Raw genomic sequence first — 24,772 nt, 5'->3', positions numbered from 1 at the left:
TGCAGTAAAATGTTTGACGCCCTATTAACCTTTGCTTTACAGCAAAAGCTTGATAGCCTCGAACTAAGATAGTTTCCGTAGGAGAAATAGATGGAATACAGACGCATACCGCATTCTAATCTCGAGGTGAGCAAAATCTGTTTAGGCACTATGACTTGGGGCGAACAAAATACCCAAGCCGAAGCCTTCGCACAGCTAGACTACGCCATCGGCAGTGGCATCAACTTTATTGACACTGCGGAAATGTACCCTGTGCCGCCCAAGCCGGAAACCCAAGGGGAAACCGAGCGCATTTTGGGCCAATACATTAAGGCCCGTGGCAACCGTGATGACCTAGTAATCGCCACTAAGATTGCCGCACCGGGTGGCAAGAGTGACTATATTCGCAAGAATATGGCGCTGGACTGGAACAATATCCACCAAGCAGTCGATGCCTCACTCGAACGCCTACAAATCGATACTATCGATCTCTACCAAGTGCATTGGCCAGACCGCAATACCAACTTCTTCGGGGAATTATTTTACGACGAGCAAGAGATTGAGCAGCAAACGCCGATCCTCGAAACCCTCGAAGCCCTCGCCGAAGTCATTCGACAAGGTAAAGTGCGCTACATCGGCGTGTCGAACGAAACCCCTTGGGGACTGATGAAGTACCTGCAACTGGCGGAAAAACATGGCCTGCCGCGCATTGTGACAGTGCAAAACCCCTATAACCTGCTCAACCGCAGCTTTGAAGTCGGCATGAGTGAAATCAGCCACCGCGAAGAGTTGCCACTGCTGGCCTACTCGCCCTTGGCCTTTGGTGCCTTGAGCGGCAAATATTGCAATAATCAATGGCCAGAAGGCGCGCGCTTAACCCTGTTTAAACGCTTCGCCCGTTATACAGGCTCGCAAATGGCACTCGATGCCACCGCTGCCTACGTAGACTTAGCCCGCGAGTTTAATATCTCGCCTGCGCAAATGGCGTTAGCCTTTGTTAACTCGCGTAAATTTGTTGGCTCAAATATCATTGGTGCCACGGACTTATACCAGCTGAAAGAGAATATCGACAGCTTAAAGGTCAGCCTCTCCCCCGAGTTACTCGCACGACTAAACGAACTGTCAGATACATTTAGATTGCCTTGTCCTTAGTCTTAAAGTCAGTCGCTGACTTACGCTACTGATTGATGTTTTATGCTATCGCAGCGGTATCCCGACCGTTGTGATAGCGATTACAATAGCCCTTGTAATAGACATCAAAACTCGAGAAAAAGATGAAACAGGCGATTGTCCATATCGCACTTGTCGTAAGAGATTACGATGAGGCGATTGATTTTTATGTCAAGAAACTCAAATTCGAATTGATTGAAGACAGCTATCAACCCGAGCAAGATAAGCGTTGGGTCGTGGTAGCCCCGCCCAACTCCAGTGGTACCGCCTTATTGTTAGCCAAGGCCTCTAAGCCAGAGCAAGCACCCTTTATCGGTAATCAGGCTGGCGGCCGGGTGTTTCTATTCTTAAATACCGATGATTTTTGGCGCGATTATCACTATATGCAGTCCATTGGGATCCGCTTTATTCGTGAACCGCAGCAGCAGGATTACGGCACCGTTGCCGTGTTCGAGGATCTCTATGGCAACCGTTGGGATTTACTGCAATTGACCCCTAATCATCCCATGGCCAAAAGATGCCAGTGACTATGTGATTGAATAAATAGGCTAACCCACCCTCGATACAAACGCAGTAATGCCAAGCGTCGCTAGTACAGTCAAGCACCCGGACATAACAAGGCACTATCAACCTAGATGCTGTAAAACAAAAAGCGAAGCCATTTGGCTTCGCTTTTTAATCACTTAACTGCGGCTTATTTCATTAACCACGCGCGGTAGGACTTGCCTTTAATGCGGCCGCTGGTGATCTTACTCAGTGCCTTTTTAGCGACTTTACGATTCACCGCCACATAGGCGCGGTAATCGGTCACAAGGATTTTGCCGACCTGCGAGCCTTCGATACCATTCTCACCAGTGAGGGCGCCGAGGATATCACCGGGGCGGAGTTTCTCTTTTTTACCGCCATCGATTTGCAGGGTGATCATGGTTGGCGCATTGGGCGCAGTGCCCAGCAAACTTAATGATGGTAAGGCTTCGCTCTGAATATCGCGCTCTAAGTACTCTTCTAATAACGCAATTTTGTAGCCATCTTGATCGTTAAAGAAGGTAAAAGCCGCGCCCTTACTGCCCGCACGGCCGGTACGGCCAATACGGTGAATATGCACTTCGGTATCATAGGCCACATGGTAGTTAAATACCGCGTCCAGTGCGTCGATATCGAGGCCACGGGCAGCCACATCGGTTGCGACCAACACACAGGCGCTCTTGTTGGCAAATTGCAGCAGGGTTTCATCCCGGTCACGCTGCTCTAAGTCGCCGTGCAGGGCGATAACGCTAAAGCCTGCATCGCTGAGTTCATCGGCCACTTTTTGGGTTTCGCGCTTGGTATTACAAAACACCACCGCACTCTCGGGCTTGCGATCCAGCAGCAATAATTGCAGCGCCTGCATGCGCGCCTTGTCGTCATCCAAGTGGTAGAAATGCTGCTCAATGGTGCTCTTTTCGTGGGTCACGGCCACTTTCACCATCACAGGGTCGTACATAATTTGCTTGGCAATCGACTGGATCTGCTCGGGGAAGGTTGCGCTAAACAGCAAGGTTTGGCGCTCGCGTGGCGACTGCTCGATAATCGCATCGAGCTGGGGTTGGAAGCCCATTTCCAGCATACGGTCGGCTTCGTCAAGCACGAGCATATTCAGGTTGCTTAGGTCTAAACGGTTACGCTCTAAGTGATCGACAATCCGCCCCGGCGTACCAACGATAATGTGGGCGCCATGCTCGAGCGAACCGATTTGCGGCCCCATGGGCACGCCGCCACAGAGGGTAAGCACTTTTACGTTGTGAATACCACGCGCCAGTGTGCGGATCTCCTGCGCTACTTGGTCAGCCAGTTCGCGGGTTGGACACAGCACTAAGGTTTGAATGCGAAAACGCTTCACATCTAACTTGTTCAACAAGCCTAAACCGAAGGCCGCCGTTTTACCCGAACCCGTCTTGCCCTGACCAATCACATCCTCGCCCGCTAAAATGGCTGGCAGACTCTGCGCCTGAATCGGCGTCATTTCGTAATAGCCCATAGTGGTAAGGTTCTCAAGCAGTTCGGGTTTTAGCTTAAGAGTCGAGAAAGCCATTGAAGGCTGAGTGTCTGAATTGCTCAAGGCGAATATCCTGTGGTGGGTAACCCGCGCTGGCTTAAACTCAGGCAAGTCACTGAAATTGCATAGTGTTACTGATTAAATACGCTTATCGCTTTGGGGCGTTTAGCCATTTCGTTAGGCCTTTATTTCTGGCGGTTAACCTTAACTAAAGTCTTTAACTTAACCCTTTAACTTAGCCCTTTAAACTAGCTCTTTAAATAAGCTACGCCAGTCGCGCAATAAGGCTAAGTTGGCAACTTGCCATGCTCAGTCTTATCCGCACCATCCAAAGCTCGGCTATTGTAGCAATAAAGCGCGCTCTTTTCCTGAAGTCTTTCGCTTAACTACCCAAGCAGGCTTAATTGCCTGCTTTGAAGTCTCTGATAGATAAGAAGCGCGCTAACAAAAAGCCCTGCGTTGGCAGGGCTTAGTGGGTGTGACTTACGGAAAAACAAGCTTTGTAATAGCGGTGTTTTCAAGTCAGGAGTCAAGATTTCACGCAATCGAGACTTAGGCGATACTGCCAAAGCGGCCCTCTTGATAATCGCGAATCGCCTGCTGAATTTCCGCTTGGGTGTTCATCACAAACGGCCCCATTTGGACGATTTTTTCGCGAATCGGTTTACCCACAAACAGTAGCATGCCCGCACCGCGTTCATCGGCCTTGAGCTGCAATGGCGTTTGGCTATCGAGCACTAAAAACTGGCCTTCATTGAATGACCACTGCGAGCCTTCACCTTTACTCAAGCCACCTTGGTAAAGATAGAGGGCGGCAAACTCATGCTTGGATAAATCGAGCTGCGCCTCACCATTGGCGTTAATCATCAAGTCGGCAATCGCCGCCTCGCCCGCTAATCCTTGAATGGTGGCACTGATCGCGCTTTTACCCGCAAAAGCCCAATCCCCCGCCAAGGCTTTAAGGGTGGCGCCTGTGTCGTTCGTGGTTTCAACGCTAGGGGTTGAAGCCGTATCCTGATACGTCGCGGGGCGCAGTTTGTCCTTGGCAGGCATATTGACCCAAATTTGGAAGCCATGCAGACCATTAAGCGCATCGGCCAACGGCATTTCAGAATGCACCACGCCGTAACCCGTGCTCATCCACTGCACATCGCCAGCACGAATCGCTTTGACGTTACCCATCTGATCGCGATGCTCAAACCCACCCTTACGGATGTAAGTAAAGGTCTCCATCCCACGGTGCGGATGCGGTGGAAAGCCACCAATAAAATCCTGTTTATCATCGGATTTAATCTCATCCATCATCAAAAACGGATCAAAATGGGTCGTGATAAAGTCCGCCACACGGCGAATATTCACCCCATCGCCATCCATCGCAGGTTTAGCAGAAAACTGACCTAAGACTTTCATTTTATGCTCCTAACTCGTAAGGCATTAGCCTGTGCACTCACGCTCACTTGAGTTAGAAGTGACTGCGTGAAACAGTGGCAATGCTGATGGAGGCAGAATAACAAGGAAATTTGCAAAAGAATAACGCGAAATCACGCTTAGATTTTTCGATAAAGTAGAATGGTTGGTGTTAGAGCAAAATATATATTGGCCAAACTTAATTCTTCAAAAACTTACTTTTAGAGAGAGCAAATGAATGAATATAGTCTTGAAAAAGGCAGAGTACTGTTGGTCGAAAATGTAAAAGTAATTGCCATTACCTCCCCAGTGACACGCCGTCCTATTCTTTCACAAAAAGTGTCCATATAGGCTCGACGGCGACATCTGCGGTACAGGATGTACTAATGCAGCGATCACATGGCCAATGATGTTCCCAACATCATAGTGGCATTTCCCATATCCCTATGGGTCAGATGTGAATGAGCTGCCCTGTCGCCAACGGTCACTGGTGCTAAAATGGCAATTCACAAACTATCTCGTCATCTAAGGATTGGACAAAGCTATTCAAATGTCCCCCGTTTAATCTAAACGCTTTAAGCTGCTCTACAGTACATCTGCAAATTTTGGTATGGCTTTAGATGAATATGACTCTTCTAATTCCAACTTTCCTTGTCTTACCAAAAGTTGTTTCTTCATTGCTTTTGTTTCGTAATAATCCTGAGCAACAGCTGTTTCAATAAACTCCACAGACTGTTCGGAAAATTTACTTACCGCATGTTTTATACCTTCCAGAGATACGTTAAAAAACTCTTTACGTCTATTAATCATATTTAATCGGTGAGAATCAAACTCGTCGTGAAGTTTTTTCTCAAGAGTTGGTGCATCATTGGTATAAATCATAGCATGTACATCGAAGGCAAAAGGTACCGAAGCATCTCCAAGCTCATTAACTCTATCCATAGGCTCTAATCGGCGAGTCATACCTATCTTATAAATATTTTCTCCAAATGAACCAATATTAGAAATAATATAAACGTGACCTCTTTTGGTTTGTTCCGCCATTGATTGAACACGCTGGTGCTTACGTTCAGCTTCTTCTAGGTTGGCCTGTAACTGAGCTATCTGCTCTTCTAGTTCTGATTTCATTTCATCACTTGCCTTTTCAAGCTCCTGCCGCGCAACTTCTAAGGCTTTTTGATAACGCTTTTCCTCCTTAATAGCCTCATCTTCCGCTCTTTTTATCTCTGCCTCTATCCTTGCTTCCTCACGCATTTGAGCTTTGATTTCCGCTTGCTCTTCTTTCTCGCGTTGTTTCTTTTGACGATATTCATAGGTCAACTGAAGTTCTCTCAATTTTTCTTTAAGATAACGTTCTGTGATAGATATTGCATTTGGTTCATTTAGCTTATTAATTGCTGCAAATGCCATATTTATACGCTCTTCCATCTTTGTGACGTTTTTCCACGTACAATTTGCAGTCGCTGCCTCACATTCGTTATTAAAGGCTCGAGCAGTGAGGCGGATACTCTTATCAGTCATTTTCCTTCCTTCACTTCTTGAACCATCAACAGTCCATTCACGGAAACAATATATCGCTCCGCTAGAAGACTTCTCTTTCAGTAAAGTTTTCTGGCGTTCTTTGCACTTGTTAATCTCTTCTTTAAATGCTTCAGATGAATCAAAGTCAAACTTTGGTTCATAGAACCCAAGCTCAATAAGCTCAATATCCTCATTAAATATGGCAATTTGCTTAGTTAGAGAGTCGTAGGTGGCTTTCTTACTTTTATAGTCAATCTGGAGTTCATTGATCTTCTCTTCAATAGATTGACGCTCCGCATTAGCCTCAGCTTTTTTTTGTTCGATTTCGTGTAAGGTTTGAAGTGCTGTCTCTTCTATTTTTTGCGTATCAAATTTCAGCTGCGCCTTGAGTTTTTCGCACTCAGCTTCAACATCAAATATCTGAGAGTATCTTTCTTTATACTCTTCGATTGTTGACTCTGCCACGGACCGAAGAGCCTCTGTATCTGCAAGTTTTTTACTCAATTTTGAAGTTTTTCTTAGGAGAAGAAAACCGACAATGAGAAGTAAAGCTATAGCAACCACCAGAGTGTAAGTCATTGTAGAATTATCCATTTATCGCTATGACATCGAATTCGACATGAAGCAACAATGTTAACCAAGATTTACTCAAATGTAATCAAACAAATGTCAGTATTGAGATACTTATATACGAAGAATCGAATATGAACGACAAACTTAGATACTTGCTATTAGTATTTGTAAGGACAAACTAATTGGGCAAATTGCGTAAATATACCAACCCAGCACAAAATGGGGCAAAAGCATTTAGCAGAATGAACAGTGCAATGGTCGTTAAAATTGCCATTGTTGTAACAGTGACCGTTGGCGGCATGAATGCCGCCGTTGAGCCTATAGGGATATATTCACGGCGTGTCACAGGGGAAACAATGACAATCCTGTACAGCGAGTTGGAGAGACTTTTTAAGTCCAGCTTTTAAATTAACGAGCAAAACCAAGCCTAGTCAGGCTTAAACACCCCAATCACGGCACCTGTGGCTTTTTCTGTGACTTTCACATCGGTTTGTTGTTCGCGGTAATCACAGTCGGTGCATTCTACGGTTTCGATACCGTTTTCTTTAAACAGCAGAATGCTGTCCTTGGCGCCACATTTTGGGCATTTTGCGCCAGCTACGAAGCGCTTTTTGATTTTGGTTGTCATGCTAATACCTTTAATGCACAGACCAGCTCAGTTGGATCAGAAGATAACTCCGCTTCGCTTGAGAAACCCAAAGCGTGAGCCTGAAATTGGCCGCTATTTTGCCACAGTGCCCAGCTATTGCCAGCCTTTAAACCAAGTTGTGATGCCATAAGATATGAGCAGGCGTTAGCATCTTGCGGGATTCACTCAAGAAGGATTTGCCAAATCGGCCGCACACTCATATTCGCACTCATCACAAGATCGCCCTAAAAGCCGCCACCACACTTGCCCAAAAGATGCTGTAAAAAGTGTAAGAAATCCTCAGCAACTCGGCCTAAGTTGTGGTTTGCCATCGGCTTGTACGTTATCATCACAGCCCTTACTCATTCATGATATGACCAAGTTGTAGTTAATGATCAGCATCAACCAAGCGCAATTAATCCGTGGCAGCAAAACCCTGCTCGACGAAGCCTCTTTGACCATCTATCCCGGCCATAAGGTCGGCCTAGTCGGCGCCAATGGCACGGGTAAGTCCTCACTGCTGGCATTAATTATGGGTCACCTGAGCTTAGACAAAGGCGAGTTCAGTATGCCTTCGGGTTGGCAAATCGCCACCGTAGCTCAAGAAACGCCCGCGCTGGAAGTCTCTGCACTTGAGTATGTACTTGATGGTGATAAAGAATATCGCCAACTTGAGGCCGACTTGCATATCGCGCAGGAACACAATGATGGCCACGCCATTGCCACCCTGCACGGTAAAATCGATGCCATTGGCGGCTACGCCATTCGTGCCCGCGCAGGTGCCTTGCTGGCAGGTTTAGGCTTTAGCGAAGCCGAGCAAAATAACCCAGTGAAAAGCTTTTCGGGTGGTTGGCGGATGCGCTTAAACCTTGCCCAGGCACTGCTGTGCCGCTCCGACTTACTGCTGCTCGACGAACCGACCAACCACTTAGACTTAGATACCATGTACTGGCTCGAAGGGTGGATTAAGTCCTATCAAGGCACGCTGATTTTAATCAGCCACGATAGGGATTTTATCGACGAGATTGTCGATGAAATCGTCCATGTCGAGAATCAAAAACTCAATTATTACAAAGGCAACTATAGTGCCTTTGAGCGCATTCGTGCCGAACGTATGGCGCAGCAACAGGTCGCCTATGAGCGCCAACAAAAAGAACGGGCGCATATGCAGTCCTTCGTCGACCGCTTCCGCTACAAGGCCAGTAAAGCCAAGCAAGCGCAGAGCCGCTTAAAAGCGCTGGAGCGGATGACTGAGCTATTGCCATCCCAGGCCGATAGCCCGTTTTATATGGAGTTTCGCCCGCCAGAAGCCCTGCCCAATCCATTGATAAAAATGGAACAAGTGGCAGTGGGTTATGGTGATAAGCAAATCCTTAGCAAAGTGCATTTGAACTTAGTTCCCGGTGCCCGTATTGGCCTCTTAGGCCGCAACGGTGCGGGTAAATCGACATTAATCAAACTGTTATCGGGACAACTGTCACCGATGACCGGATTGTATGAGCCCAATCCCGGCCTGAATATCGGTTACTTTGCCCAGCACCAAATCGAATTTTTACGTTTAGACGATACGCCGCTGCAACATCTGGTGCGCCTCGCGCCCAATGCCCGTGAGCAGGAATTACGTAACTTCCTCGGTGGTTTTGGCTTCCATGGCGATATGGCGCTCTCGCCGGTACGCCCCTTCTCGGGTGGCGAGAAAGCGCGTTTAGTGTTGGCCTTATTAGTGTGGCAACGCCCTAACCTATTACTGCTCGACGAACCGACCAACCACTTAGATCTAGAGATGCGCCATGCGCTCACTATGGCATTGCAAACCTTTGAAGGCGCAATGGTTATCGTATCGCACGACCGTCACTTACTGCGATTAACCTGTAGCGATTACTATCTGGTTGACCAAGGCCAAGTGCAGGCCTTCGATGGCGATTTAGAGGATTACCACCAATGGTTACTCGATGCCGCTAAGGCCGCCAGTGCGAATTCCACCGTTAACGGTGACGATGCCAAACCCGCCGTCGATAAGAAACAGCAAAAGCGGTTAGAGGCAGAGCTACGCCAAAAGGTGTCGCCACTTAAACGCAAACAGGCGAAGCTTGAAACCGATCAGCAAAAGCTCAGTGAACGCCTCGCCGAGTTGGAGCATCTACTGGCCGATAGCGAGCTTTACGATCAGGACAATAAAGCCAAACTCACATCGGTACTCAGTGAGCGCACCAGCTTGACACAAACGCTGGAAGAAAGTGAAATGCAATGGCTTGAGCTGCAAGAAGAAATTGATTCAATGGAACTTGAGCTGATGGGCCAGTAATTGGCCCTCTATCGCCTAACGTACAAGGAAACAGTATGTCGGATGCAACCCCGTTAGACAGTCAAATTTGGCATTGGTGTGATATGAGCTACGGGCAAAATAAGCAGCTTTGCCTCGAGCTACAGGATAACTGCCAAGTGAATGTGAATCTCTTACTGCTGGCGCAGTATTTAGATCTCACCAGCGATGTGGCGGGCCCGCGGGAATATTCAACCGAGCAGTGGCAACAGCTGGTCAATGCGGTTTGGGATTGGGATGAAAAGTTTCTCACGCCCTATCGCCGTCTGCGCCGCCTCGCCAAGGCAAGCCTGAATGAGGAAGAGTATCAGCAGATGCTCGACGTTGAGCTGATGATGGAACGTAAGGCGCAGCGCACAATTCTAAATGCCGTCAATGGATTATCGCCAACTGGCGCACAAACCAATCTGGTGAGTTACCTGACCCTGTTTGGCCTATCCCCAGCCGATGTAAATTCGCTGAATTTTATCGCGCCTTAATAGACCAAACGTTAGCTTACTTAGTCCGAGCCTGAGGATAACGCTGACAGTTATCCTCAATCTTGAGCCAACTTGGTTGCTCATCGGTATAAATATGGTAATTAGGCTGCACCAGTTCAGGATCATCTAAGCTTGCGATCGTCAGGGTGAGATAGTCGGGATATTCAGTGTGCCTGTAGGTCAGCGAGCAGCCGCAGTGGGCACAAAAACCGCGTCTCACACACTCAGATGAAGCAAACTCCGTCACTTTGCCCTTAAGCCAAGTCACCTGATGCAGCTTAAAATCCATCCAGGCGCCAAACACGGCCCCAATGCTTTTTTGGCACATGCGGCAATGGCAATAATCGGCGTCGAAGGGCTTACCCTCAATCCGATAACGAATCGCCCCACATAAACAGCCGCCCTCCAAGGATGCTATAGATTGCATGCAGACTCCACGCTATTGCGGCTCTCGGCCATCGGTCAGCTTTTGCGCCAGCGCCGTGGCATTGCGCGCGGTAATGCCATAAATCGACAGCTGCGGATTGGCCCCGAGACTGGTCGGGAAGATAGAACCGTCCATCACCGACAGATTATCCAGATAATGTGACTGACCATAGCTATTCACCATAGAGAGCTTTTCATCCTCGCCAAAGGGGCAACCGCCCATCACGTGCGCCGAGGCGACGATTGTCCGCAGCGGCGCTAAATCCATTTGCGCAATGCTCTCTTTCGCCTCCTTCCATGACGACAGATAAGGCATGCCATCACTGATGGGCAGCACTTTTAATGCCCCCGCCGAGAATTGCAATTCGGCCATGCTGGCATACGCCCGCCGCGCCGCACGCCAAAAGGCCTCGGAGAGCGGATAATCTAAGGCAAAGCCCGTCGAGGTGAGATGCACTTGCCCACCTTGGCTATCGGGATGATAACCGTCGCGGATCAAGGCGATAGTGACCTGTAGCTGATTAAATTGCGCCATCAATTCGGCGTGGCTGGCGCCGTAACCTAAGGTTTTAGAGGCGATCAAAATCGGATGCACCGGCGGCACCTCAAGCTTGTAACCTAACTCGCCATCGGCACCATTTTTCCAAACAAATTCATCGGAATAGATAGATTGAGGCGCCCCACTGTGGGCATTAATGGCATCGGCAAATACGCCGCCAGAGAGCACTGTAGGATGCAAAAAGGTACGCTTGCCCAATAGCTGATAGGGATCGGGCACGTCGGAGCGCATCATCAAGGTCGGCGTGTGGATAGCGCCAGCGCTTAAAATATAGTGTTTGGCTTTAAATAACAGCTCGACCGACGTCGGCCGTAAATTAACATCAAGCGCCTGCGCCTTGAGGGCAAACACTTGGCCATTATGGTGTTCAATCTTAACGACTTTGGCACGGCTAAAAAGCTGCGCGCCCTTCTCTAATGCAGTCGGAATCGTAGTCACTAACATCGACTGCTTAGCATTGACTGGGCAACCCATGCCGCAATAACCAGTATTCCAACAGCCCGCCACGTTACGCTTAATAACAGTGTAATCCCAACCTAGGTTGATGCAGCCTTGCTTGAGGGCGCCATTATTGCGGTTAGGTTCATAATTCCATTCATGAATATTAAGCCGCTGCTCCATCTGCTCGAACCAAGGGGCCAGAGCGTCGGGGTCGAGACCCGCAACGGATTTATGCTGCGCCCAAAAGGCTAAGGCTTCCTTAGGAGTACGAATCGAGGTGGTCCAATTGATGGTGGTCGAGCCGCCCACGGCGCGACCTTGAAAAATCCCAATCGCCTTATCGGCGGTTTTCATCGCGGCCGCCTGTTGATACAAATTAGGGTAAGCGACCCGCTCCTCCATATTAAAGTCGCTGGAGGATTTAAGCGGCCCCGCTTCAATCATGATCACACTAAGCCCCGCTTGGCTGAGGATCTCCGCCGCCACACCGCCGCCTGCGCCCGTGCCTACAATCACCACATCGGCTTCAAATTGCTGGTTTTCTTGCAGCTGACTGGCGTCGGTATGTAACCAACCGGAATTTAAGCCTGTCACTATGGGATCTATGATTGCCACTTGGAATTCTCCATTCTTACATTATTGTTATTATTATAAATTCAGCCTATTTGAACAATTCAGGCTTGGCGTAGTGAAGTCGGCTCCAATGCTCTGGACAGGCGTAATAGCTGGCCATCACTAATTCCCGCAGGCCTAAATAAGCCGTTTGCAATAATGCAAAGTAGCTGTGGCGCCAGGTTTCCAACATTTGCGTTAAGTCGCTGGGCGAACGCATCAAGAGTGGCGTCATACTCGAGGTCAGCAGCAGTAAACCGAGACGATTTTCCAGCATATCGAGTAGTTCGAATAGCTCCGCCTGTTGCTCATCGGGCAGCCCAGCGATCGATTGCTTAATGGCATCTAAGGTGCGATTTTGTGCCGCCTGTTTATGGGTTGCCACATCGGGCAAGGCCCCATCGAGCATCACAGGTAACAACACTCCAAATAACAAACGATAGTCTTTTTCTTCGCCTTCATCGGGGAGGCTGAATTCGGGAGAGTAGAGATTTACCCCCAAGGCAATCGCCGCCGTACCGGCAAACGCGCCCAGTAAAAAGGTACGTCTATTCATCTATGTCTCCCCAAGACGCTAAGTGTTAAATTATTGTGCTACAATGACCGCGAATCTAAATTAAACACACGTTTTAATTTTCAGCAATAGTTGATATCAAGATAAGATCCCATGCCAAACGTTTTTAATCCGCCTTGGTGGGCCAAAAGTCCCCATGTACAAACTATTCTGCCCGTTTTCACTAAAGTGGCCAAACCTGTGCTTGAGCGACAACGACTCGAGCTTCCCGACGGCGATTTTATCGATTTAGATTGGCAAGCAAGGCCCCAAGTCGGCAAACCGATTGTGGTCATCATTCATGGGTTAGAGGGCAGTGCCCAATCCCATTATGCCAGACGTATTCTACAGGCCTGCAAAGAACAAGAGTTAGCAGCAGTGGTTCACCATCACAGAAGCTGCTCAGGGGAAACCAATCGCCTCGCCCGCAGTTATCACAGTGGCGATACCGACGACCTGCAGTTTAGTCTAAGCCTGCTGCAACAAACGTATCCGCAATCACCTTTATTAGCCGTGGGTTACAGCTTAGGCGGCAATGTGCTGACCAAATATCAAGGCGAATATCAAGAGCAGAGCCTGTTAAGCAGAGCAGTGGTCGTGTCGGCGCCGCTGCAATTATCGGCCTGCGCTAAACGCTTAGAAAATGGTTTTTCAAAGGTGTATCAAAGCCATTTAATCAAACAGTTACAGCATAAGGTCAATCAAAAGCTCGCTGACCCCGATCTGGCGGGTGCGATGGCATTGAGTCCAATGCAAGTAGCTAATCTTAATACTTTTTATGACTTTGACGATAAAGTCACCGCACCGCTCCATGGATTTTTGGGCGTTGAAGATTACTACACTCGCGCCAGCGGCCTCCCCTTTATCAAGTGCATCACTAAGCCAACGCTGATCTTGCACGCCAAGGACGATCCCTTTATGACGGATGCCGTTATCCCACATTCCAGCCAGCTTTCGGAGCATGTGGAATATGAATTACATGCTCATGGTGGCCATGTCGGTTTTATTGAGGGTGGTTCACCTTGGAAGCCGCGCTATTATCTAGAGCGGCGCATTTTAGACTTTTTACTCGCCAATGATGCTTCATCGGCACCTTAAGGAACCCGAATGCTTATCCCCTACGATGCTTTACTCCAACTTCCGAAAGAGACGTTAGCCAATTTGATCCGCGAATATCTTTTAGGCCAAGTGGAGGATGGTAGTTTTACTAGCCTAGATGAGCAAGAACTATCAGCCGCAATAGTGCAATGCCAACAAGCACTTAAACAAGGAAAACTCGTCTTGGAATACAGCGAGGACGATGAATCCTTTGCTATTCGCCACGCCGACCAAGTAGCAAAACGGCAAGATTGACCACCAGTATCCCTGTGCCGTATAAATAGCTTATACGGTTTATCGCTCCAAATGAGCGGCTCTTTAGGTTCCTAGCTAGGTAGAAAAAATGTCAGCAAAACATCCGATTATTGCAGTTACAGGCTCATCCGGCGCAGGAACCACCACTACTACTACCGCCTTTAGTCATATCTTTCGCCAGCTAGGGATCAACGCTGCCTTTGTAGAAGGCGATAGTTTTCATCACTTTACCCGTGCAGAGATGGAAGTGATGATCCGTAAATCCCAGGCTGAGAATCGCAATCTGAGTTACTTTGGCCCCGAGGCCAACAACTTTGCCCGCCTAGAGCAATGCTTTCGCGATTACGGCGCCACGGGCCAAGGCGAAACCCGCAGCTATTTACACACCTTCGATGAGGCGGTGCCTTTTAACCAAATGCCGGGCACCTTCACCCAATGGCGTCCACTGCCCGAAAACACCGATATGTTGTATTACGAAGGCTTACATGGTGGCGTAGTCACGGGCGATGCCAACGTGGCCCAACATGTGGATTTGCTGATCGGCATGGTGCCTATCGTCAACTTAGAGTGGATCCAAAAGATCATTCGTGACACCTCGGAGCGGGGTCATAGCCGCGAAAAAGTCATGGGCTCAATCGTGCGCAGCATGGACGATTACATTAAACATATGACGCCGCAGTTTTCCCGTACCCATATCAACTTCCAACGGGTGCCGACGGTAGACACTTCTAACCCCTTTAGCGCCAAAGATATTCCAAGCCTAGATGAAAGCTTTGTGGTGATCCGTTTTCGCGGTATCAACAACGTCGACTTCCCCTATTATTTGAGCATGATCCAAGGCTCCTTTATGTCACGGGTCAACACCTTAGTGGTGCCGGGCGGAAAAATGTCCCTAGCAATGGAGCTGATCCTCACCCCCTTGATTAAAGATTTAATGGAAAAACGCCAACAGCTTAATAGCCCGCAGGCAAACTGAGATAGAGTTAAGATGTGGCTTAATCAAATAAAGCCTTTTTGAGCAATAGATTAAGCTTGATTTAAGCCATTGAAGTTAATCTTATTGGCATCGGGATTTCAGGCGAAAGAACGATAGTTGGCATACTCTTGGGAGTTAATTCCCCCATCTTGATCTGTTGATTCCCTTGGGTGTGCCAACAACCCTTCAAAACAAGTATTAGAAGTCAATTCCACTTCAATGCTTGATCTGTTGATTCCCTTGAGTATGTCAGCAACCCCATATTGCGTTAAGTCTAAGCTATTAATTCCACATCCATGCATGCTCTGTTGGTTACCTTGGGTATGTCAACAACCCCGTCTTGCGTTTAGTCTAAACAGTTAATTCCACTTCAATGCTTGGTCTGTTGATTCCCTTGGGTGTGCCAACAACCCTTCAAAACAAGTATTAGAAGTGAATCCCACTTCAATGCTTGATCTGTTGGTTACCTTGGGTATGTCAGCATTCAGCAACAACTAATCAATAGTTAACTTTATACCAGTGTTTAAGCTAGCCGTTATTAAACTGATTTATTTCGCACGAGATTCTTATACATCACTCGACAATCCAAGGCGATGCCACGGGGCGAGCAATAGACGGCGTCTTCCTCTAAGCCTTCACCGCCGAAGCCACAGTGGCGATAAAATCCGACCGCATTTAAGGTCGACTCCAATCGCAATTGGGCAATGCCTAAGTTAAAGGCTTTTGATTCAATAAATTGCAGTAGTGACTTACCAACACCCAAGCCCATAGCATTGGGGGAAACGAATAAGGCTTCGACTTGGGCATAAGGCTCATCCAGCATAATGGTGCCAACCAAAGTGCCTTCTTGAGTAGCATCATCAAAGATTTCAGCCACATAAAAATGTGCGCCTACCATGCGAGTGAAAGACTCGGTCAATTCGCCCTGCGTCCAGCACCGCAAATCATCTTGAGAATAAAATCCAGCGCAGCCTTTATTGATGGCCGCATTGCGGATATCCCAACAGGTGTTGGCATCTAATGGAGTCGCTTTACGTATCCTTAGCATAGTCTTTCCCGAACGATCATTTCAGCCACACCAGCAACTAACCTGCTGAATCATAAGAATAAACACTTGAACAATCAGTACATCCTATTCCTCAATTTTAGGCAATAAAAAACCGCCCGAAGGCGGTTTTAAATCAAAAAAGCGAGCCGACTGGCGAGCTGCAGTCGCAAAGGCAAACTTAACCTTTAATCAGTTCGCTGATGGTCAGCACGCCATTGGTGGTCGCACCTGCGCCCCATAGTGCAGAAGCCGAATCTTCGAAGGCCGCCGCTAAATCAACGTGTAACCATTTCGCTTCTGGCGAAACGAAACGCCACAGGAAGCCCGCCGCATTCGAGGCACCACCTGCACCACCACCTTTTACAGGGCGACTGTTTGCGGTATCTGCATAGGCAGATGGGCACATGTCTTTGTGCCAAGGATCCAATGGCAATGGCCATACACGCTCGGCCACTGTCGACGCCTTTTGCTGCGCCAGCTGTAACACTTCAGTCTGAGGCGAGAAAATCGCGTTGTAGTTAGAGCCCACCGCCATCACAGCTGCGCCAGTTAAGGTTGCCGCATCGATAATAAAAGGTGCACCCGTCGCAGAAGCCGCTTGCAGACCATCGGCCAGCACTAAACGACCTTCGGCATCCGTGTTAACCACTTCGACTGTCACGCCATTTTTGTAAGTGAGGATATCACCCAGCTTATAGGCGCGGCCGCTAATGAGGTTTTCTGCGCAGCAGAGGAATAACTTAACGCGTTTGTTCAGGCCCGATTTAATCGCAAGGCCCAGTGCTGCGGTAACCGTTGCGGCGCCGCCCATATCGCACTTCATACCCAGCATGCCTTCAGAGGCTTTAATGCTATAACCGCCTGAGTCGAAGGTAATCCCTTTACCGACTAAGGCAACAGATACTGGGGCATCGGCTGACAGCGGGTTAAAGTCTAGCTCTAACATCGCTGGTGGACGCTCGCTGCCACGGCCTACGGCATGGATACCAATCCATTGCTCTTCTAATAATGCTTCGCCTTCAATGATACGGTAGCTCACCTTAGCGCCACCGATATCGGCTAACCATTTGGCTGCTTGCTGCGCCAGTTTCACCGGAGACAGATTTTCAGGGGTGTCGTTGATCAGTTGACGGGCAAATGTCGCCACTTCTAAGCGACGTTGTAACTCGGCTTGCACTGCGTCATCACCGCACCATTGGATCTTATAACCGGGTTTAGCTGTGGCAAAACCTTGGGCGAAGACCCATTGGCTATTGAGATCCCAAAGAGACCCCGCCAAGGCGACGGTGTTAATCCCTTGATTACGTAATTTACGCGCCGCCATTTGAATTTGGCGCAGCTCATCGCCGCCACCTAAGTGGACTAATGCGCCTTCGGCATTGAAGGTCACATCAGCTTTGCCCCAATGGGCTGCGGGGGTATCTTTGGTTAACTCAACTCTCATCACTTCAGTCACTTTAAGTTCACTCATGAGGGGTCCTTATGTTGATTTGTTCTTGCTTTTATACCCATGTCAATTAAGGAGACGAGTATCAGCATCCTCAAGCTTTTGGGGTATACACAGTACGACCTGGTTGGCGGCAGTTTACTGCCAGCGGCCGAGGACTGAAAGCCATCGGCCTAAGTTACCTAGGTAAAATCTGTAAACATTTGCGAAATTTGTTAGTCTTAGGCGCCAGAATGCCTAGATACAGGTTATAGCATGCACTTTAGTCCAGCACTGAAACCGGGAAAGTTACTCAAACGCTACAAACGTTTTCTCGCCGATGTTCAACTCGAAGACGGCACTGAAATCACCCTGCATTGTCCCAATACCGGCTCAATGCGTAACTGTCTGTTCCCCGGCGAAACGGTGTGGTTTTCGACCTCAAATAATCCTAAGCGCAAGTACGCCCACACATGGGAGTTAATGGCCACGCCAACGGGTGGCCTTATCGGCATTCATTCGGGCAATGCCAACGCCCTGGTCGAGGAAGCCCTTAATAAAGGTATCATCACTGAACTGACAGGTTACGACAGCTTAAGTCGCGAGGTGAAGTATGGGGATGAGAATAGTCGCATCGATATTCTACTGGAATCCGCTCAAAAACCCGCCTGTTATATAGAAGTCAAAAGTTGTACTTTGCTTGAAGATGGTCAAGGCTATTTCCCCGATGCGGTGAGCCTTCGCGGCCAAAAACATCTACGGGAATTAATGCATATGGCGAGCCTTGGGCACAGAGCCGTATTGCTATTTGTGGTGCAACACACAGACATCCACAGCGTGGCCCCCGCGGCACATATCGACCCGGAATATGCTAACTTATTGAAAAAAGCAATCTTATCTGGCGTAGAAGTGTTAGCCTATCGCTGCGAAATCTCCCCCGATGAGATACATCTAGCCCAATCGTGTCCAGTCCGAGTATGATGTTAAGATTGAGTAAAATGCTTTTTCATTTCAATTAGCGAAGGCAGTCAAAAAATTCTGCCAAGGTGAAATGAAAAATTTGCCTCGTTGTAAAGATTCTGATATAGATAGCGGCCGTTCTTAAGGACGCCCTACAAACGCAAATGATGACAGGAGATGCGTTATGCCTGAAGGCACCAAAAAACTTGGCGTACTCGCTATCGCAGGTGTAAGTCCCTACCAGGAAAAGCCGGGTGAGGAGTATATGAACGCTAAGCAACTGGGTCACTTCAAGACAATTCTTGAAGCTTGGCGCAATCAGTTGCGTGAAGAGGTCGACCGTACTCTGAGTCACATGCAGGACGAAGCAGCAAACTTTCCCGATCCTGTAGACCGTGCAGCACAGGAAGAAGAGTTCAGTCTCGAACTGCGTGCGCGCGACAGAGAACGTAAACTGATCAAGAAGATCGAAAAAACCCTTCAAAAAATCGAAGAAGACGATTTTGGCTTCTGCGATTCTTGCGGTATCGAAATCGGCATTCGCCGTCTCGAAGCGCGTCCAACGGCCGATCAATGTATCGACTGTAAAACGCTTGCAGAGATCAAAGAGAAGCAAATGGCGGGTTAATCGGCCATCTTCGGGCGGGGATTTCCCCGCCTACTTGTTTATGCGCCTTGCATTACCTTCCCTGTTTCACTTCGCTTTTTTATTCGCATCCCTCTAAAATATGGCCACTTTGACTGGCTACACCTGCAAATTCCTATGATGGCAACTCACACCTTTGACACTTCAGCTTTGCGTCCCTATGTAGGTCGTTTTGCCCCTTCGCCTTCTGGCGCGCTGCACTTTGGATCGCTTATCGCTGCCCTTGGTAGTTATCTGCGGGCGCGCTCCTTAGGCGGGAAGTGGTTAATTCGTGTAGAAGATATTGATCCTCCAAGGGAAGTTGCTGGCGCTGCCGATGATATTTTACGTACCTTAGAGGCCTTCGGCTTCGAGTGGGACGATGAAGTGTTGTATCAGAGTGACCGCACCGAGGCCTATCAAGCCAAGCTCGATGAGTTACTCGCCGAGGATAACGCCTACTTTTGCCAGTGCAGCCGCAAACAGATCCAAGCCATGGGCGGAATTTACGATGGCCGCTGCCATCGGTTAGCCACACCGCATCAATCGGGCGCGATCCGCATCGTGAATCGTGCGCAAGTGGCCGAATTTAGCGATAATCTGATGGGAAAGGTCGTAGTGGACCAAGCCTTTGCCGCCGAAGATTTTATTATCAAACGCAGCGATGGACTTTATGCCTATCAACTCGCCGTGGTGCTCGATGACGCCTATCAAGGCATTACCGAAGTGGTGCGAGGTTACGATTTAATCGAAGCCAGTTGCCGCCAATTAAGCCTATATCAAACCTTTGGCCTAAGCGCGCCGCAGTGGCTGCATTTACCCTTAGCCTGTTTGACGCCGGGATTTAAGCTATCGAAACAAAACCATGCGCAGGCTATCGATAAACAGCATCCGCAGGCGAGTCTCAATGCTGCCCTCGCCTTTTTAGGCCAAGCGCCGGTGGAGCCGACGACGGCGCCGCAAATGCTGGCCCAGGCAGTGGCCCAGTTTCAGCCATCGGCTATCCCTAAACAGCGGGAAATCTTGATAGCCCCTTAGGGCGGATGAGCGAGTTATCGGCCAAAAAGCATCATTTTATCAGCGCTAAGTCGTGGCATAGCTCAAAAATCGCGATATACCCATCGGAGCGCAATTGGTATATCATAGCCGCCAGATTTTTAATCACATAACAGATACATTCCGAGGTGTCCCATTTTTCGCCGTATCAGCCAATTCTGCAAGCAGCTATTTGAAGACGCGCCTAAAACGACCGCTCCGACTCCAGCTCAGATTGAACCCCAAACGCCAGAACTCACTTCAGGCGGCTTAAGCTTATCGCTCGTGCCGCGGGACGCGCATTCGATTTCCCGTAAGCAGATCAGCGAAAACGCACTTAAAGTACTATACCGATTGAATAAATCAGGTTTTCAAGCCTATTTGGTCGGTGGGGGTGTACGGGATTTGCTCCTCGGACTCGAACCGAAAGACTTCGACGTAGTCACCAATGCAACCCCGGAAGAAATTAAAAAGTTATTCCGCAATTGCCGTGTGGTGGGCCGCCGTTTCCGCCTCGCCCATATTGTGTTTGGCCGCGATGTGATTGAAGTGGCTACTTTCCGTGGCCACCACGGTGAAAGTAATGAAAAAATTTCCAAAGCCAATGCCGAAGGGCGTTTGCTCAGGGATAACGTGTATGGCGAAATCGATGAAGACGCAGAGCGCCGCGATTTTACCGTTAACGCCCTTTACTACGATATCAGCGACTACTCTATCCGCAGCTATGGCGGCGGTATGGATGATCTTAAGGCGGGAACCTTAAGGCTGATTGGCGATCCCGAAACCCGTTACCGTGAAGATCCGGTACGTATGCTCAGAGCCGTGCGTTTTGCCACTAAGCTCAGCATGACTATCGATGAAGTGACCGCTAAACCTATCAAACAATTAGCACCGCTGCTCAAAGACATTCCTGCCGCCCGCATGTATGAAGAAGTACTGAAACTCTTCTTCGCCGGTAAGGCCATGGCCAACTTTGAGATGATGCAGGAATATAAGCTATTCGAGCCCCTATTCCCTCAAGTGGATGCTCTGCTAAAAGAAGCGCCGAAAGGCCCTGCTATGAAAATGGTGCAAGCCATTATGAAGAGCACGGATACGCGCGTGAACGAAGATAAACCTGTCACTCCGTCATTCTTCTATGCGGCGATCCTTTGGTATCCACTACGTCAACGCGCCGAAGATATCGCGGTCGAGAGCGGCCTGACCTTATACGATGCATTTTTTGCCGCCATGGGTGATGTGATTGAGCAGCAATGCCAAACTATTAGCATTCCACGCCGTTTCAGCACTCCAGCAAAAGACATCTGGCAATTGCAGTTACGCTTCGATCGCAGCCAAGGCACGCGCGCCTTTAAACTGTTAGAGCATCCTAAATTTAGAGCCGCCTACGACTTACTGTTACTGCGCGGCGAAGTCGAAGGTGGCAATGTCGCTAAGAGTGCGGCATGGTGGCAACAGTTTGTTGAAGCAGATGAAACCGAACGTTTAGCCATTGCCCGCAGTGGTAACAAAGCCTCGGGCAATCGTAACCGTAACGCTCCACAGCGCCGTCGCCGCCGCCCAAGTGCCGCGAAAGCCAAAGCCGAAGAATAATGACTCAAGTTTTTGTCGCCCTCGGGGCAAATCTTGAAGATCCCAAAGCTCAATTGGACAATGCCGTTGCGGCCTTGTCCGCCTTGGCTGAAAATCAAAGCCTCAAGGTATCGCCCTATTACGGCTCAGCTCCCATGGGTGACGTAGTGCAACCCGACTATATCAATGCCGTTGCCAGCTTTGAGACCTCTCTGGCGCCCATCGCCCTGTTAGATGCACTGCAAGAGATTGAAAACACTCAGGGCCGCGTCCGTAAAGAACGTTGGGGCCCCAGAACCTTAGATCTCGACTTACTCTTATATGGCGATGCCATTATCGATGAGCCCAGACTCAAAGTGCCGCACTACGGCATGAAGGAGCGTAGTTTTGTGCTAGTGCCCTTGGCGGCCATAGCACCGGATCTGGTGTTACCCTGTAAAACGCCGCTACGCAGCCTTATCAGTGAAAAATACTTGGCCGAGTTACAACTACTGGGCAATGATCATTGAAGTCAGCCCCAAGTTAGCTTATAACACCACTTCTATTTGGTTTGAAGATCACCCATATGTCTAAAGTTACTAGCTCAACCCTGTTGAAATACAAACAGGAAGGTAGAAAATTCACCGCTCTGACAGCCTATGATGCCAGCTTTGCCAGTGCGTTCGACGGCGAAGGCATCGATGTGCTACTGGTCGGCGATTCTTTGGGAATGGTTCTGCAAGGCCACGATGATACGCTGCCTGTCACGACAGCCGATATTGCTTACCACACCCGTTGTGTGCGTCGCGGTATCGAGCGTTCACTGCTGATCGCCGACATGCCATTTATGAGTTACGCCACGCCAGAACAAGCAATGGAAAACGCCACTGCACTGATGCAGGCGGGTGCCAATATGGTGAAGCTGGAAGGCGGTCACTGGTTACTCGAAACCGTGACTAAACTGACCGAGCGCGGTATTCCTGTCTGCGCCCACTTGGGCCTTACCCCGCAATCGGTACACGTTTTTGGTGGCTTTAAAGTACAAGGCCGCGATGCTGAAAATGCCCAGCGCATTCTCGATGAAGCCAAAGCCTTAGAAGCTGCTGGCGCACAACTCTTAGTGGTTGAATGTATTCCGGAATCTCTCGCCACCGCCATCACTCAAGCATTAACTATCCCAGTGATCGGCATCGGCGCTGGCGCCACCACAGATGGTCAGATCCTAGTGATGCACGATGTGCTCGGTATTTCGAGTGGTTATATTCCACGTTTTTCAAAGAACTACCTCAAGCAAACGGGTGAAATCCGCTCGGCAGTACGCGCTTATATTGAAGAAGTGGCCAATGGCACCTTCCCAAGTTCAGAGCACACATTTAGCTAAGAGTCAGAGCACAGGTTCAACTAATTTCAAGTTTTAGCAAGGTAAGAGTTAATGATCACTAGCGCCCATATCGATGATATTCGTACTCAAGTGCGGGCATGGCGTGCCCAGGGCGAGACCGTCGCCTTTGTGCCGACCATGGGCAATCTCCATCAGGGACACATCACCTTAGTGAAAGAAGCAGCGAAGAAGTGCGACCATGTGGTCGTATCAATCTTCGTGAATCCCATGCAGTTTGGACAGAACGAAGATCTCGATGCCTACCCGCGCACCTTAGAGGCCGATAGCCAAGCGCTGACCGCTGCGGGTGCCGAGCTGCTGTTCACCCCAACGCCAGCGATTATTTATCCCAAAGGCTTGGCGCAGCAAACCTATGTCGAAGTACCGGGAATTTCCGATGTACTCTGCGGTGCCAGTCGTCCCGGTCATTTCCGCGGCGTGGCAACTATCGTCTGCAAACTGTTCAACATAGTGCTGCCCGATGTCGCTTTCTTTGGTAATAAGGATTATCAACAACTGTTAGTGATCCGCACTATGGTTGAAGACTTGTCACTGCCGATTGAAATTATTGGTGTAGATACCATTCGTGAAGCCTCGGGCTTAGCCATGAGTTCACGCAATGGCTACCTGACAGAGGAAGAAAAAGCCGCCGCGCCGGCGTTGAAAAAAGCCATCGATGCTATGGCGCAAGGCATCAAACAAGGCGTTAGCATCGAACAAGTCACAGAGGAAGCCAAAGCGAGCCTTATCGCCGCAGGCTTTACCCCGGATTACTTAGAAGTTCGCCATGCTACCACCCTGGCGAATGCCGAGCCACAGGATCAAGCACTAGTTATTTTGGCCGCCGCTTACTTAGGTAAAGCGCGTCTTATCGATAATCTGCGCTTCGACCGCTAAGGGTTTTAAGCATGAGAAAAAGGAGCTTAGGCTCCTTTTTTGTTTGTGCGGTTCTGCGCAGACGCGTCTCAATCTATTGAGTGTCAAAAAAATTCCATCGTCAAAAAACTGGTTTTATTCTTTGAGTTACGCCATAGTATTCACGGTTGTTAATGCTCAGTAACAAGTATTTCTGCCCCTCAGATATATAGCTGCTAGAGTTTAAAGAACACGCAGACTCAGCTTCAATCTGGCGCAGTAGCAATACGTATTTTATTCATCATCGCGGATACAAAGGATCTGTCGTCGAATGGCAAGACTCATAGTGACTCTTATTTGTATGGCACTGCCAACAACGGCGCTGGCGAATACTGTCTATAAATGTCGCAAGGACGATAAGGTCGTCTTTAGCCAAACCGCCTGCCCACAGGAATATAGCCAACATAAGATTGAGTATCAGCTAGGGATCACCACGGAAACCGATTCAGACAAACGCGAGACGCCTGTCGACCCGCTGCAATCCTTACTCAATAGCCAAACGATTTCTAAGGAAAAATTGCTGCAACTGCTCGATGCCGAGCTGTATCGGCTAAAGCAGGAAAACAGCTATTTTGAAATCCTAAGGGCCAGTGAATTACAAAAATTGGAGCGGCAGCGTTACTGGCAACATAAGGAAAAGGATGACCCTGAATACATCAGCCAGCTCAATAAAATTAACTATCATTTTAATGGCTTAACCTCAAATAACACCCAGGCAATACAGCAGTTATCCGACAGGAAAACACAAATTTCCGCCGAAACCGAGCCTGAGGAAGTGAAAGAAAAACCTTAGCTT

The 24,772-nt window shown here is 48.8% G+C and carries 25 protein-coding genes; 16 read left to right on the top strand and 9 right to left on the bottom strand.

Annotated features, from left to right (window positions below):
* Positions 1–90 precede the first annotated feature (90 nt).
* A complete protein-coding gene (locus SHEWMR4_RS03895; RefSeq protein ID WP_011621543.1) occupies positions 91–1,131 on the top strand; it encodes an NADP(H)-dependent aldo-keto reductase in 1,041 nt (346 codons plus the stop codon).
* Between the two features lie 122 nt (positions 1,132–1,253).
* Positions 1,254–1,676 (top strand): VOC family protein, encoded by a 423-nt coding sequence (locus tag SHEWMR4_RS03890; RefSeq protein WP_011621542.1) that lies wholly within the window; start codon positions 1,254–1,256, stop codon positions 1,674–1,676.
* A gap of 167 nt (positions 1,677–1,843) precedes the next feature.
* On the opposite strand, the gene dbpA is transcribed toward SHEWMR4_RS03890, so the two are convergent.
* The 3 genes from dbpA to SHEWMR4_RS03875 all read right to left on the bottom strand — a co-directional run bounded on the left by dbpA (position 1,844) and on the right by SHEWMR4_RS03875 (position 6,691).
* Positions 1,844–3,220, bottom strand: coding sequence for an ATP-dependent RNA helicase DbpA (gene dbpA / locus SHEWMR4_RS03885; protein WP_011621541.1), 1,377 nt, complete (start codon positions 3,218–3,220; stop codon positions 1,844–1,846).
* A gap of 516 nt (positions 3,221–3,736) precedes the next feature.
* Positions 3,737–4,594: a pirin family protein gene (locus SHEWMR4_RS03880; protein ID WP_011621540.1), complete on the bottom strand. Its 858-nt coding sequence runs from the start codon at positions 4,592–4,594 to the stop codon at positions 3,737–3,739.
* A gap of 582 nt (positions 4,595–5,176) precedes the next feature.
* The gene (locus SHEWMR4_RS03875) at positions 5,177–6,691 is read right to left on the bottom strand and encodes a DUF4041 domain-containing protein (protein WP_198134662.1); all 1,515 of its coding nucleotides are present in this window, start codon (positions 6,689–6,691) and stop codon (positions 5,177–5,179) included.
* A gap of 176 nt (positions 6,692–6,867) precedes the next feature.
* Between SHEWMR4_RS03875 and SHEWMR4_RS03870 the strand changes: the two genes are divergently transcribed.
* A complete protein-coding gene (locus SHEWMR4_RS03870; RefSeq protein ID WP_041408697.1) occupies positions 6,868–7,092 on the top strand; it encodes a hypothetical protein in 225 nt (74 codons plus the stop codon).
* 20 nt (positions 7,093–7,112) lie between these two features.
* Here SHEWMR4_RS03870 and SHEWMR4_RS03865 read toward each other — a convergent pair whose 3' ends face one another.
* The gene (locus SHEWMR4_RS03865; protein WP_011621538.1) at positions 7,113–7,313 is read right to left on the bottom strand and encodes a YheV family putative zinc ribbon protein; all 201 of its coding nucleotides are present in this window, start codon (positions 7,311–7,313) and stop codon (positions 7,113–7,115) included.
* A 391-nt stretch (positions 7,314–7,704) separates the two neighbouring features.
* On the opposite strand from SHEWMR4_RS03865, the gene SHEWMR4_RS03860 reads away from it, so the two are divergent.
* Positions 7,705–9,618 carry an ABC transporter ATP-binding protein gene (locus tag SHEWMR4_RS03860; protein ID WP_011621537.1) on the top strand — a complete coding sequence of 638 codons (1,914 nt, stop codon included), beginning with the start codon at positions 7,705–7,707 and terminating at the stop codon, positions 9,616–9,618.
* Positions 9,619–9,653: 35 nt separating this feature from the next.
* The gene (locus SHEWMR4_RS03855) at positions 9,654–10,115 is read left to right on the top strand and encodes a TIGR02444 family protein (RefSeq protein WP_011621536.1); all 462 of its coding nucleotides are present in this window, start codon (positions 9,654–9,656) and stop codon (positions 10,113–10,115) included.
* 16 nt (positions 10,116–10,131) lie between these two features.
* Here the strand turns inward: SHEWMR4_RS03855 and SHEWMR4_RS03850 are convergent, their stop codons facing one another.
* The 3 genes from SHEWMR4_RS03850 to SHEWMR4_RS03840 are packed head-to-tail and all read right to left on the bottom strand — an operon-like array spanning position 10,132 to position 12,709.
* Complete coding sequence (locus tag SHEWMR4_RS03850; protein ID WP_011621535.1) at positions 10,132–10,542, bottom strand: GFA family protein; 411 nt, start codon at positions 10,540–10,542, stop codon at positions 10,132–10,134.
* 12 nt (positions 10,543–10,554) lie between these two features.
* On the bottom strand, positions 10,555–12,156 hold the full coding sequence (locus SHEWMR4_RS03845) for a GMC family oxidoreductase (RefSeq protein WP_011621534.1): 1,602 nt from the start codon (positions 12,154–12,156) through the stop codon (positions 10,555–10,557).
* 46 nt (positions 12,157–12,202) lie between these two features.
* A complete protein-coding gene (locus SHEWMR4_RS03840) occupies positions 12,203–12,709 on the bottom strand; it encodes a hypothetical protein (protein WP_011621533.1) in 507 nt (168 codons plus the stop codon).
* 111 nt (positions 12,710–12,820) lie between these two features.
* Here SHEWMR4_RS03840 and SHEWMR4_RS03835 point away from each other — a divergent pair, with 111 nt between their 5' ends.
* The 3 genes from SHEWMR4_RS03835 (at position 12,821) to SHEWMR4_RS03825 (ending at position 15,035) form a co-directional block, all read left to right on the top strand.
* Positions 12,821–13,804, top strand: a complete 984-nt coding sequence (locus SHEWMR4_RS03835; RefSeq protein ID WP_011621532.1) for a hydrolase — start codon at positions 12,821–12,823, stop codon at positions 13,802–13,804.
* Between the two features lie 9 nt (positions 13,805–13,813).
* Positions 13,814–14,059 carry a YheU family protein gene (locus SHEWMR4_RS03830; protein ID WP_011621531.1) on the top strand — a complete coding sequence of 82 codons (246 nt, stop codon included), beginning with the start codon at positions 13,814–13,816 and terminating at the stop codon, positions 14,057–14,059.
* 88 nt (positions 14,060–14,147) lie between these two features.
* Positions 14,148–15,035 (top strand): phosphoribulokinase, encoded by an 888-nt coding sequence (locus SHEWMR4_RS03825; RefSeq protein WP_011621530.1) that lies wholly within the window; start codon positions 14,148–14,150, stop codon positions 15,033–15,035.
* A 538-nt stretch (positions 15,036–15,573) separates the two neighbouring features.
* On the opposite strand, the gene SHEWMR4_RS03820 is transcribed toward SHEWMR4_RS03825, so the two are convergent.
* Both SHEWMR4_RS03820 and pepB read right to left on the bottom strand, forming a co-directional pair.
* Complete coding sequence (locus SHEWMR4_RS03820; RefSeq protein ID WP_011621529.1) at positions 15,574–16,083, bottom strand: GNAT family N-acetyltransferase; 510 nt, start codon at positions 16,081–16,083, stop codon at positions 15,574–15,576.
* Positions 16,084–16,261: 178 nt separating this feature from the next.
* Positions 16,262–17,554, bottom strand: a complete 1,293-nt coding sequence (gene pepB / locus SHEWMR4_RS03815; RefSeq protein WP_011621528.1) for an aminopeptidase PepB — start codon at positions 17,552–17,554, stop codon at positions 16,262–16,264.
* 231 nt (positions 17,555–17,785) lie between these two features.
* On the opposite strand from pepB, the gene sfsA reads away from it, so the two are divergent.
* From sfsA to SHEWMR4_RS03775, 8 genes are all read left to right on the top strand, one after another.
* Positions 17,786–18,490, top strand: a complete 705-nt coding sequence (sfsA, locus tag SHEWMR4_RS03810) for a DNA/RNA nuclease SfsA (protein WP_011621527.1) — start codon at positions 17,786–17,788, stop codon at positions 18,488–18,490.
* A 163-nt stretch (positions 18,491–18,653) separates the two neighbouring features.
* Positions 18,654–19,097: an RNA polymerase-binding protein DksA gene (dksA, locus tag SHEWMR4_RS03805; protein ID WP_007644947.1), complete on the top strand. Its 444-nt coding sequence runs from the start codon at positions 18,654–18,656 to the stop codon at positions 19,095–19,097.
* Positions 19,098–19,232: 135 nt separating this feature from the next.
* Positions 19,233–20,132, top strand: a complete 900-nt coding sequence (gluQRS, locus tag SHEWMR4_RS03800; protein ID WP_011621526.1) for a tRNA glutamyl-Q(34) synthetase GluQRS — start codon at positions 19,233–19,235, stop codon at positions 20,130–20,132.
* Positions 20,133–20,414: 282 nt separating this feature from the next.
* The gene (locus tag SHEWMR4_RS03795; RefSeq protein WP_011621525.1) at positions 20,415–21,722 is read left to right on the top strand and encodes a polynucleotide adenylyltransferase PcnB; all 1,308 of its coding nucleotides are present in this window, start codon (positions 20,415–20,417) and stop codon (positions 21,720–21,722) included.
* Positions 21,722–22,210, top strand: a complete 489-nt coding sequence (folK, locus tag SHEWMR4_RS03790) for a 2-amino-4-hydroxy-6-hydroxymethyldihydropteridine diphosphokinase (protein WP_011621524.1) — start codon at positions 21,722–21,724, stop codon at positions 22,208–22,210. The genes SHEWMR4_RS03795 and folK overlap by 1 nt, the downstream gene beginning before the upstream one ends.
* Before the next feature lie 56 nt (positions 22,211–22,266).
* Positions 22,267–23,061 carry a 3-methyl-2-oxobutanoate hydroxymethyltransferase gene (panB, locus tag SHEWMR4_RS03785; RefSeq protein ID WP_011621523.1) on the top strand — a complete coding sequence of 265 codons (795 nt, stop codon included), beginning with the start codon at positions 22,267–22,269 and terminating at the stop codon, positions 23,059–23,061.
* 51 nt (positions 23,062–23,112) lie between these two features.
* Complete coding sequence (gene panC, locus SHEWMR4_RS03780) at positions 23,113–23,958, top strand: pantoate--beta-alanine ligase (RefSeq protein WP_011621522.1); 846 nt, start codon at positions 23,113–23,115, stop codon at positions 23,956–23,958.
* Between the two features lie 289 nt (positions 23,959–24,247).
* Positions 24,248–24,769, top strand: a complete 522-nt coding sequence (locus SHEWMR4_RS03775; protein WP_011621521.1) for a hypothetical protein — start codon at positions 24,248–24,250, stop codon at positions 24,767–24,769.
* Positions 24,770–24,772 lie beyond the last annotated feature (3 nt).

It is taken from the genome of Shewanella sp. MR-4, assembly GCF_000014685.1.
Taxonomy (GTDB): Bacteria; Pseudomonadota; Gammaproteobacteria; order Enterobacterales; family Shewanellaceae; genus Shewanella.
Note: the sequence above shows the minus strand (reverse complement) of the source record. Positions and strands in the feature narration are given on the sequence as shown.

Coding starts and splice junctions, on each gene's coding strand:
- SHEWMR4_RS03895 (WP_011621543.1), top strand. CDS start 91: ATGGAATACAGACGCATACCGCATTCTAATCTCGAGGTGAGCAAAATC.
- SHEWMR4_RS03890 (WP_011621542.1), top strand. CDS start 1,254: ATGAAACAGGCGATTGTCCATATCGCACTTGTCGTAAGAGATTACGAT.
- dbpA (WP_011621541.1), bottom strand. CDS start 3,220: ATGGCTTTCTCGACTCTTAAGCTAAAACCCGAACTGCTTGAGAACCTT.
- SHEWMR4_RS03880 (WP_011621540.1), bottom strand. CDS start 4,594: ATGAAAGTCTTAGGTCAGTTTTCTGCTAAACCTGCGATGGATGGCGAT.
- SHEWMR4_RS03875 (WP_198134662.1), bottom strand. CDS start 6,691: ATGACTTACACTCTGGTGGTTGCTATAGCTTTACTTCTCATTGTCGGT.
- SHEWMR4_RS03865 (WP_011621538.1), bottom strand. CDS start 7,313: ATGACAACCAAAATCAAAAAGCGCTTCGTAGCTGGCGCAAAATGCCCA.
- SHEWMR4_RS03860 (WP_011621537.1), top strand. CDS start 7,705: ATGATCAGCATCAACCAAGCGCAATTAATCCGTGGCAGCAAAACCCTG.
- SHEWMR4_RS03855 (WP_011621536.1), top strand. CDS start 9,654: ATGTCGGATGCAACCCCGTTAGACAGTCAAATTTGGCATTGGTGTGAT.
- SHEWMR4_RS03850 (WP_011621535.1), bottom strand. CDS start 10,542: ATGCAATCTATAGCATCCTTGGAGGGCGGCTGTTTATGTGGGGCGATT.
- SHEWMR4_RS03840 (WP_011621533.1), bottom strand. CDS start 12,709: ATGAATAGACGTACCTTTTTACTGGGCGCGTTTGCCGGTACGGCGGCG.
- SHEWMR4_RS03835 (WP_011621532.1), top strand. CDS start 12,821: ATGCCAAACGTTTTTAATCCGCCTTGGTGGGCCAAAAGTCCCCATGTA.
- SHEWMR4_RS03830 (WP_011621531.1), top strand. CDS start 13,814: ATGCTTATCCCCTACGATGCTTTACTCCAACTTCCGAAAGAGACGTTA.
- SHEWMR4_RS03825 (WP_011621530.1), top strand. CDS start 14,148: ATGTCAGCAAAACATCCGATTATTGCAGTTACAGGCTCATCCGGCGCA.
- SHEWMR4_RS03820 (WP_011621529.1), bottom strand. CDS start 16,083: ATGCTAAGGATACGTAAAGCGACTCCATTAGATGCCAACACCTGTTGG.
- pepB (WP_011621528.1), bottom strand. CDS start 17,554: ATGAGTGAACTTAAAGTGACTGAAGTGATGAGAGTTGAGTTAACCAAA.
- sfsA (WP_011621527.1), top strand. CDS start 17,786: ATGCACTTTAGTCCAGCACTGAAACCGGGAAAGTTACTCAAACGCTAC.
- dksA (WP_007644947.1), top strand. CDS start 18,654: ATGCCTGAAGGCACCAAAAAACTTGGCGTACTCGCTATCGCAGGTGTA.
- gluQRS (WP_011621526.1), top strand. CDS start 19,233: ATGATGGCAACTCACACCTTTGACACTTCAGCTTTGCGTCCCTATGTA.
- folK (WP_011621524.1), top strand. CDS start 21,722: ATGACTCAAGTTTTTGTCGCCCTCGGGGCAAATCTTGAAGATCCCAAA.
- panB (WP_011621523.1), top strand. CDS start 22,267: ATGTCTAAAGTTACTAGCTCAACCCTGTTGAAATACAAACAGGAAGGT.
- panC (WP_011621522.1), top strand. CDS start 23,113: ATGATCACTAGCGCCCATATCGATGATATTCGTACTCAAGTGCGGGCA.
- SHEWMR4_RS03775 (WP_011621521.1), top strand. CDS start 24,248: ATGGCAAGACTCATAGTGACTCTTATTTGTATGGCACTGCCAACAACG.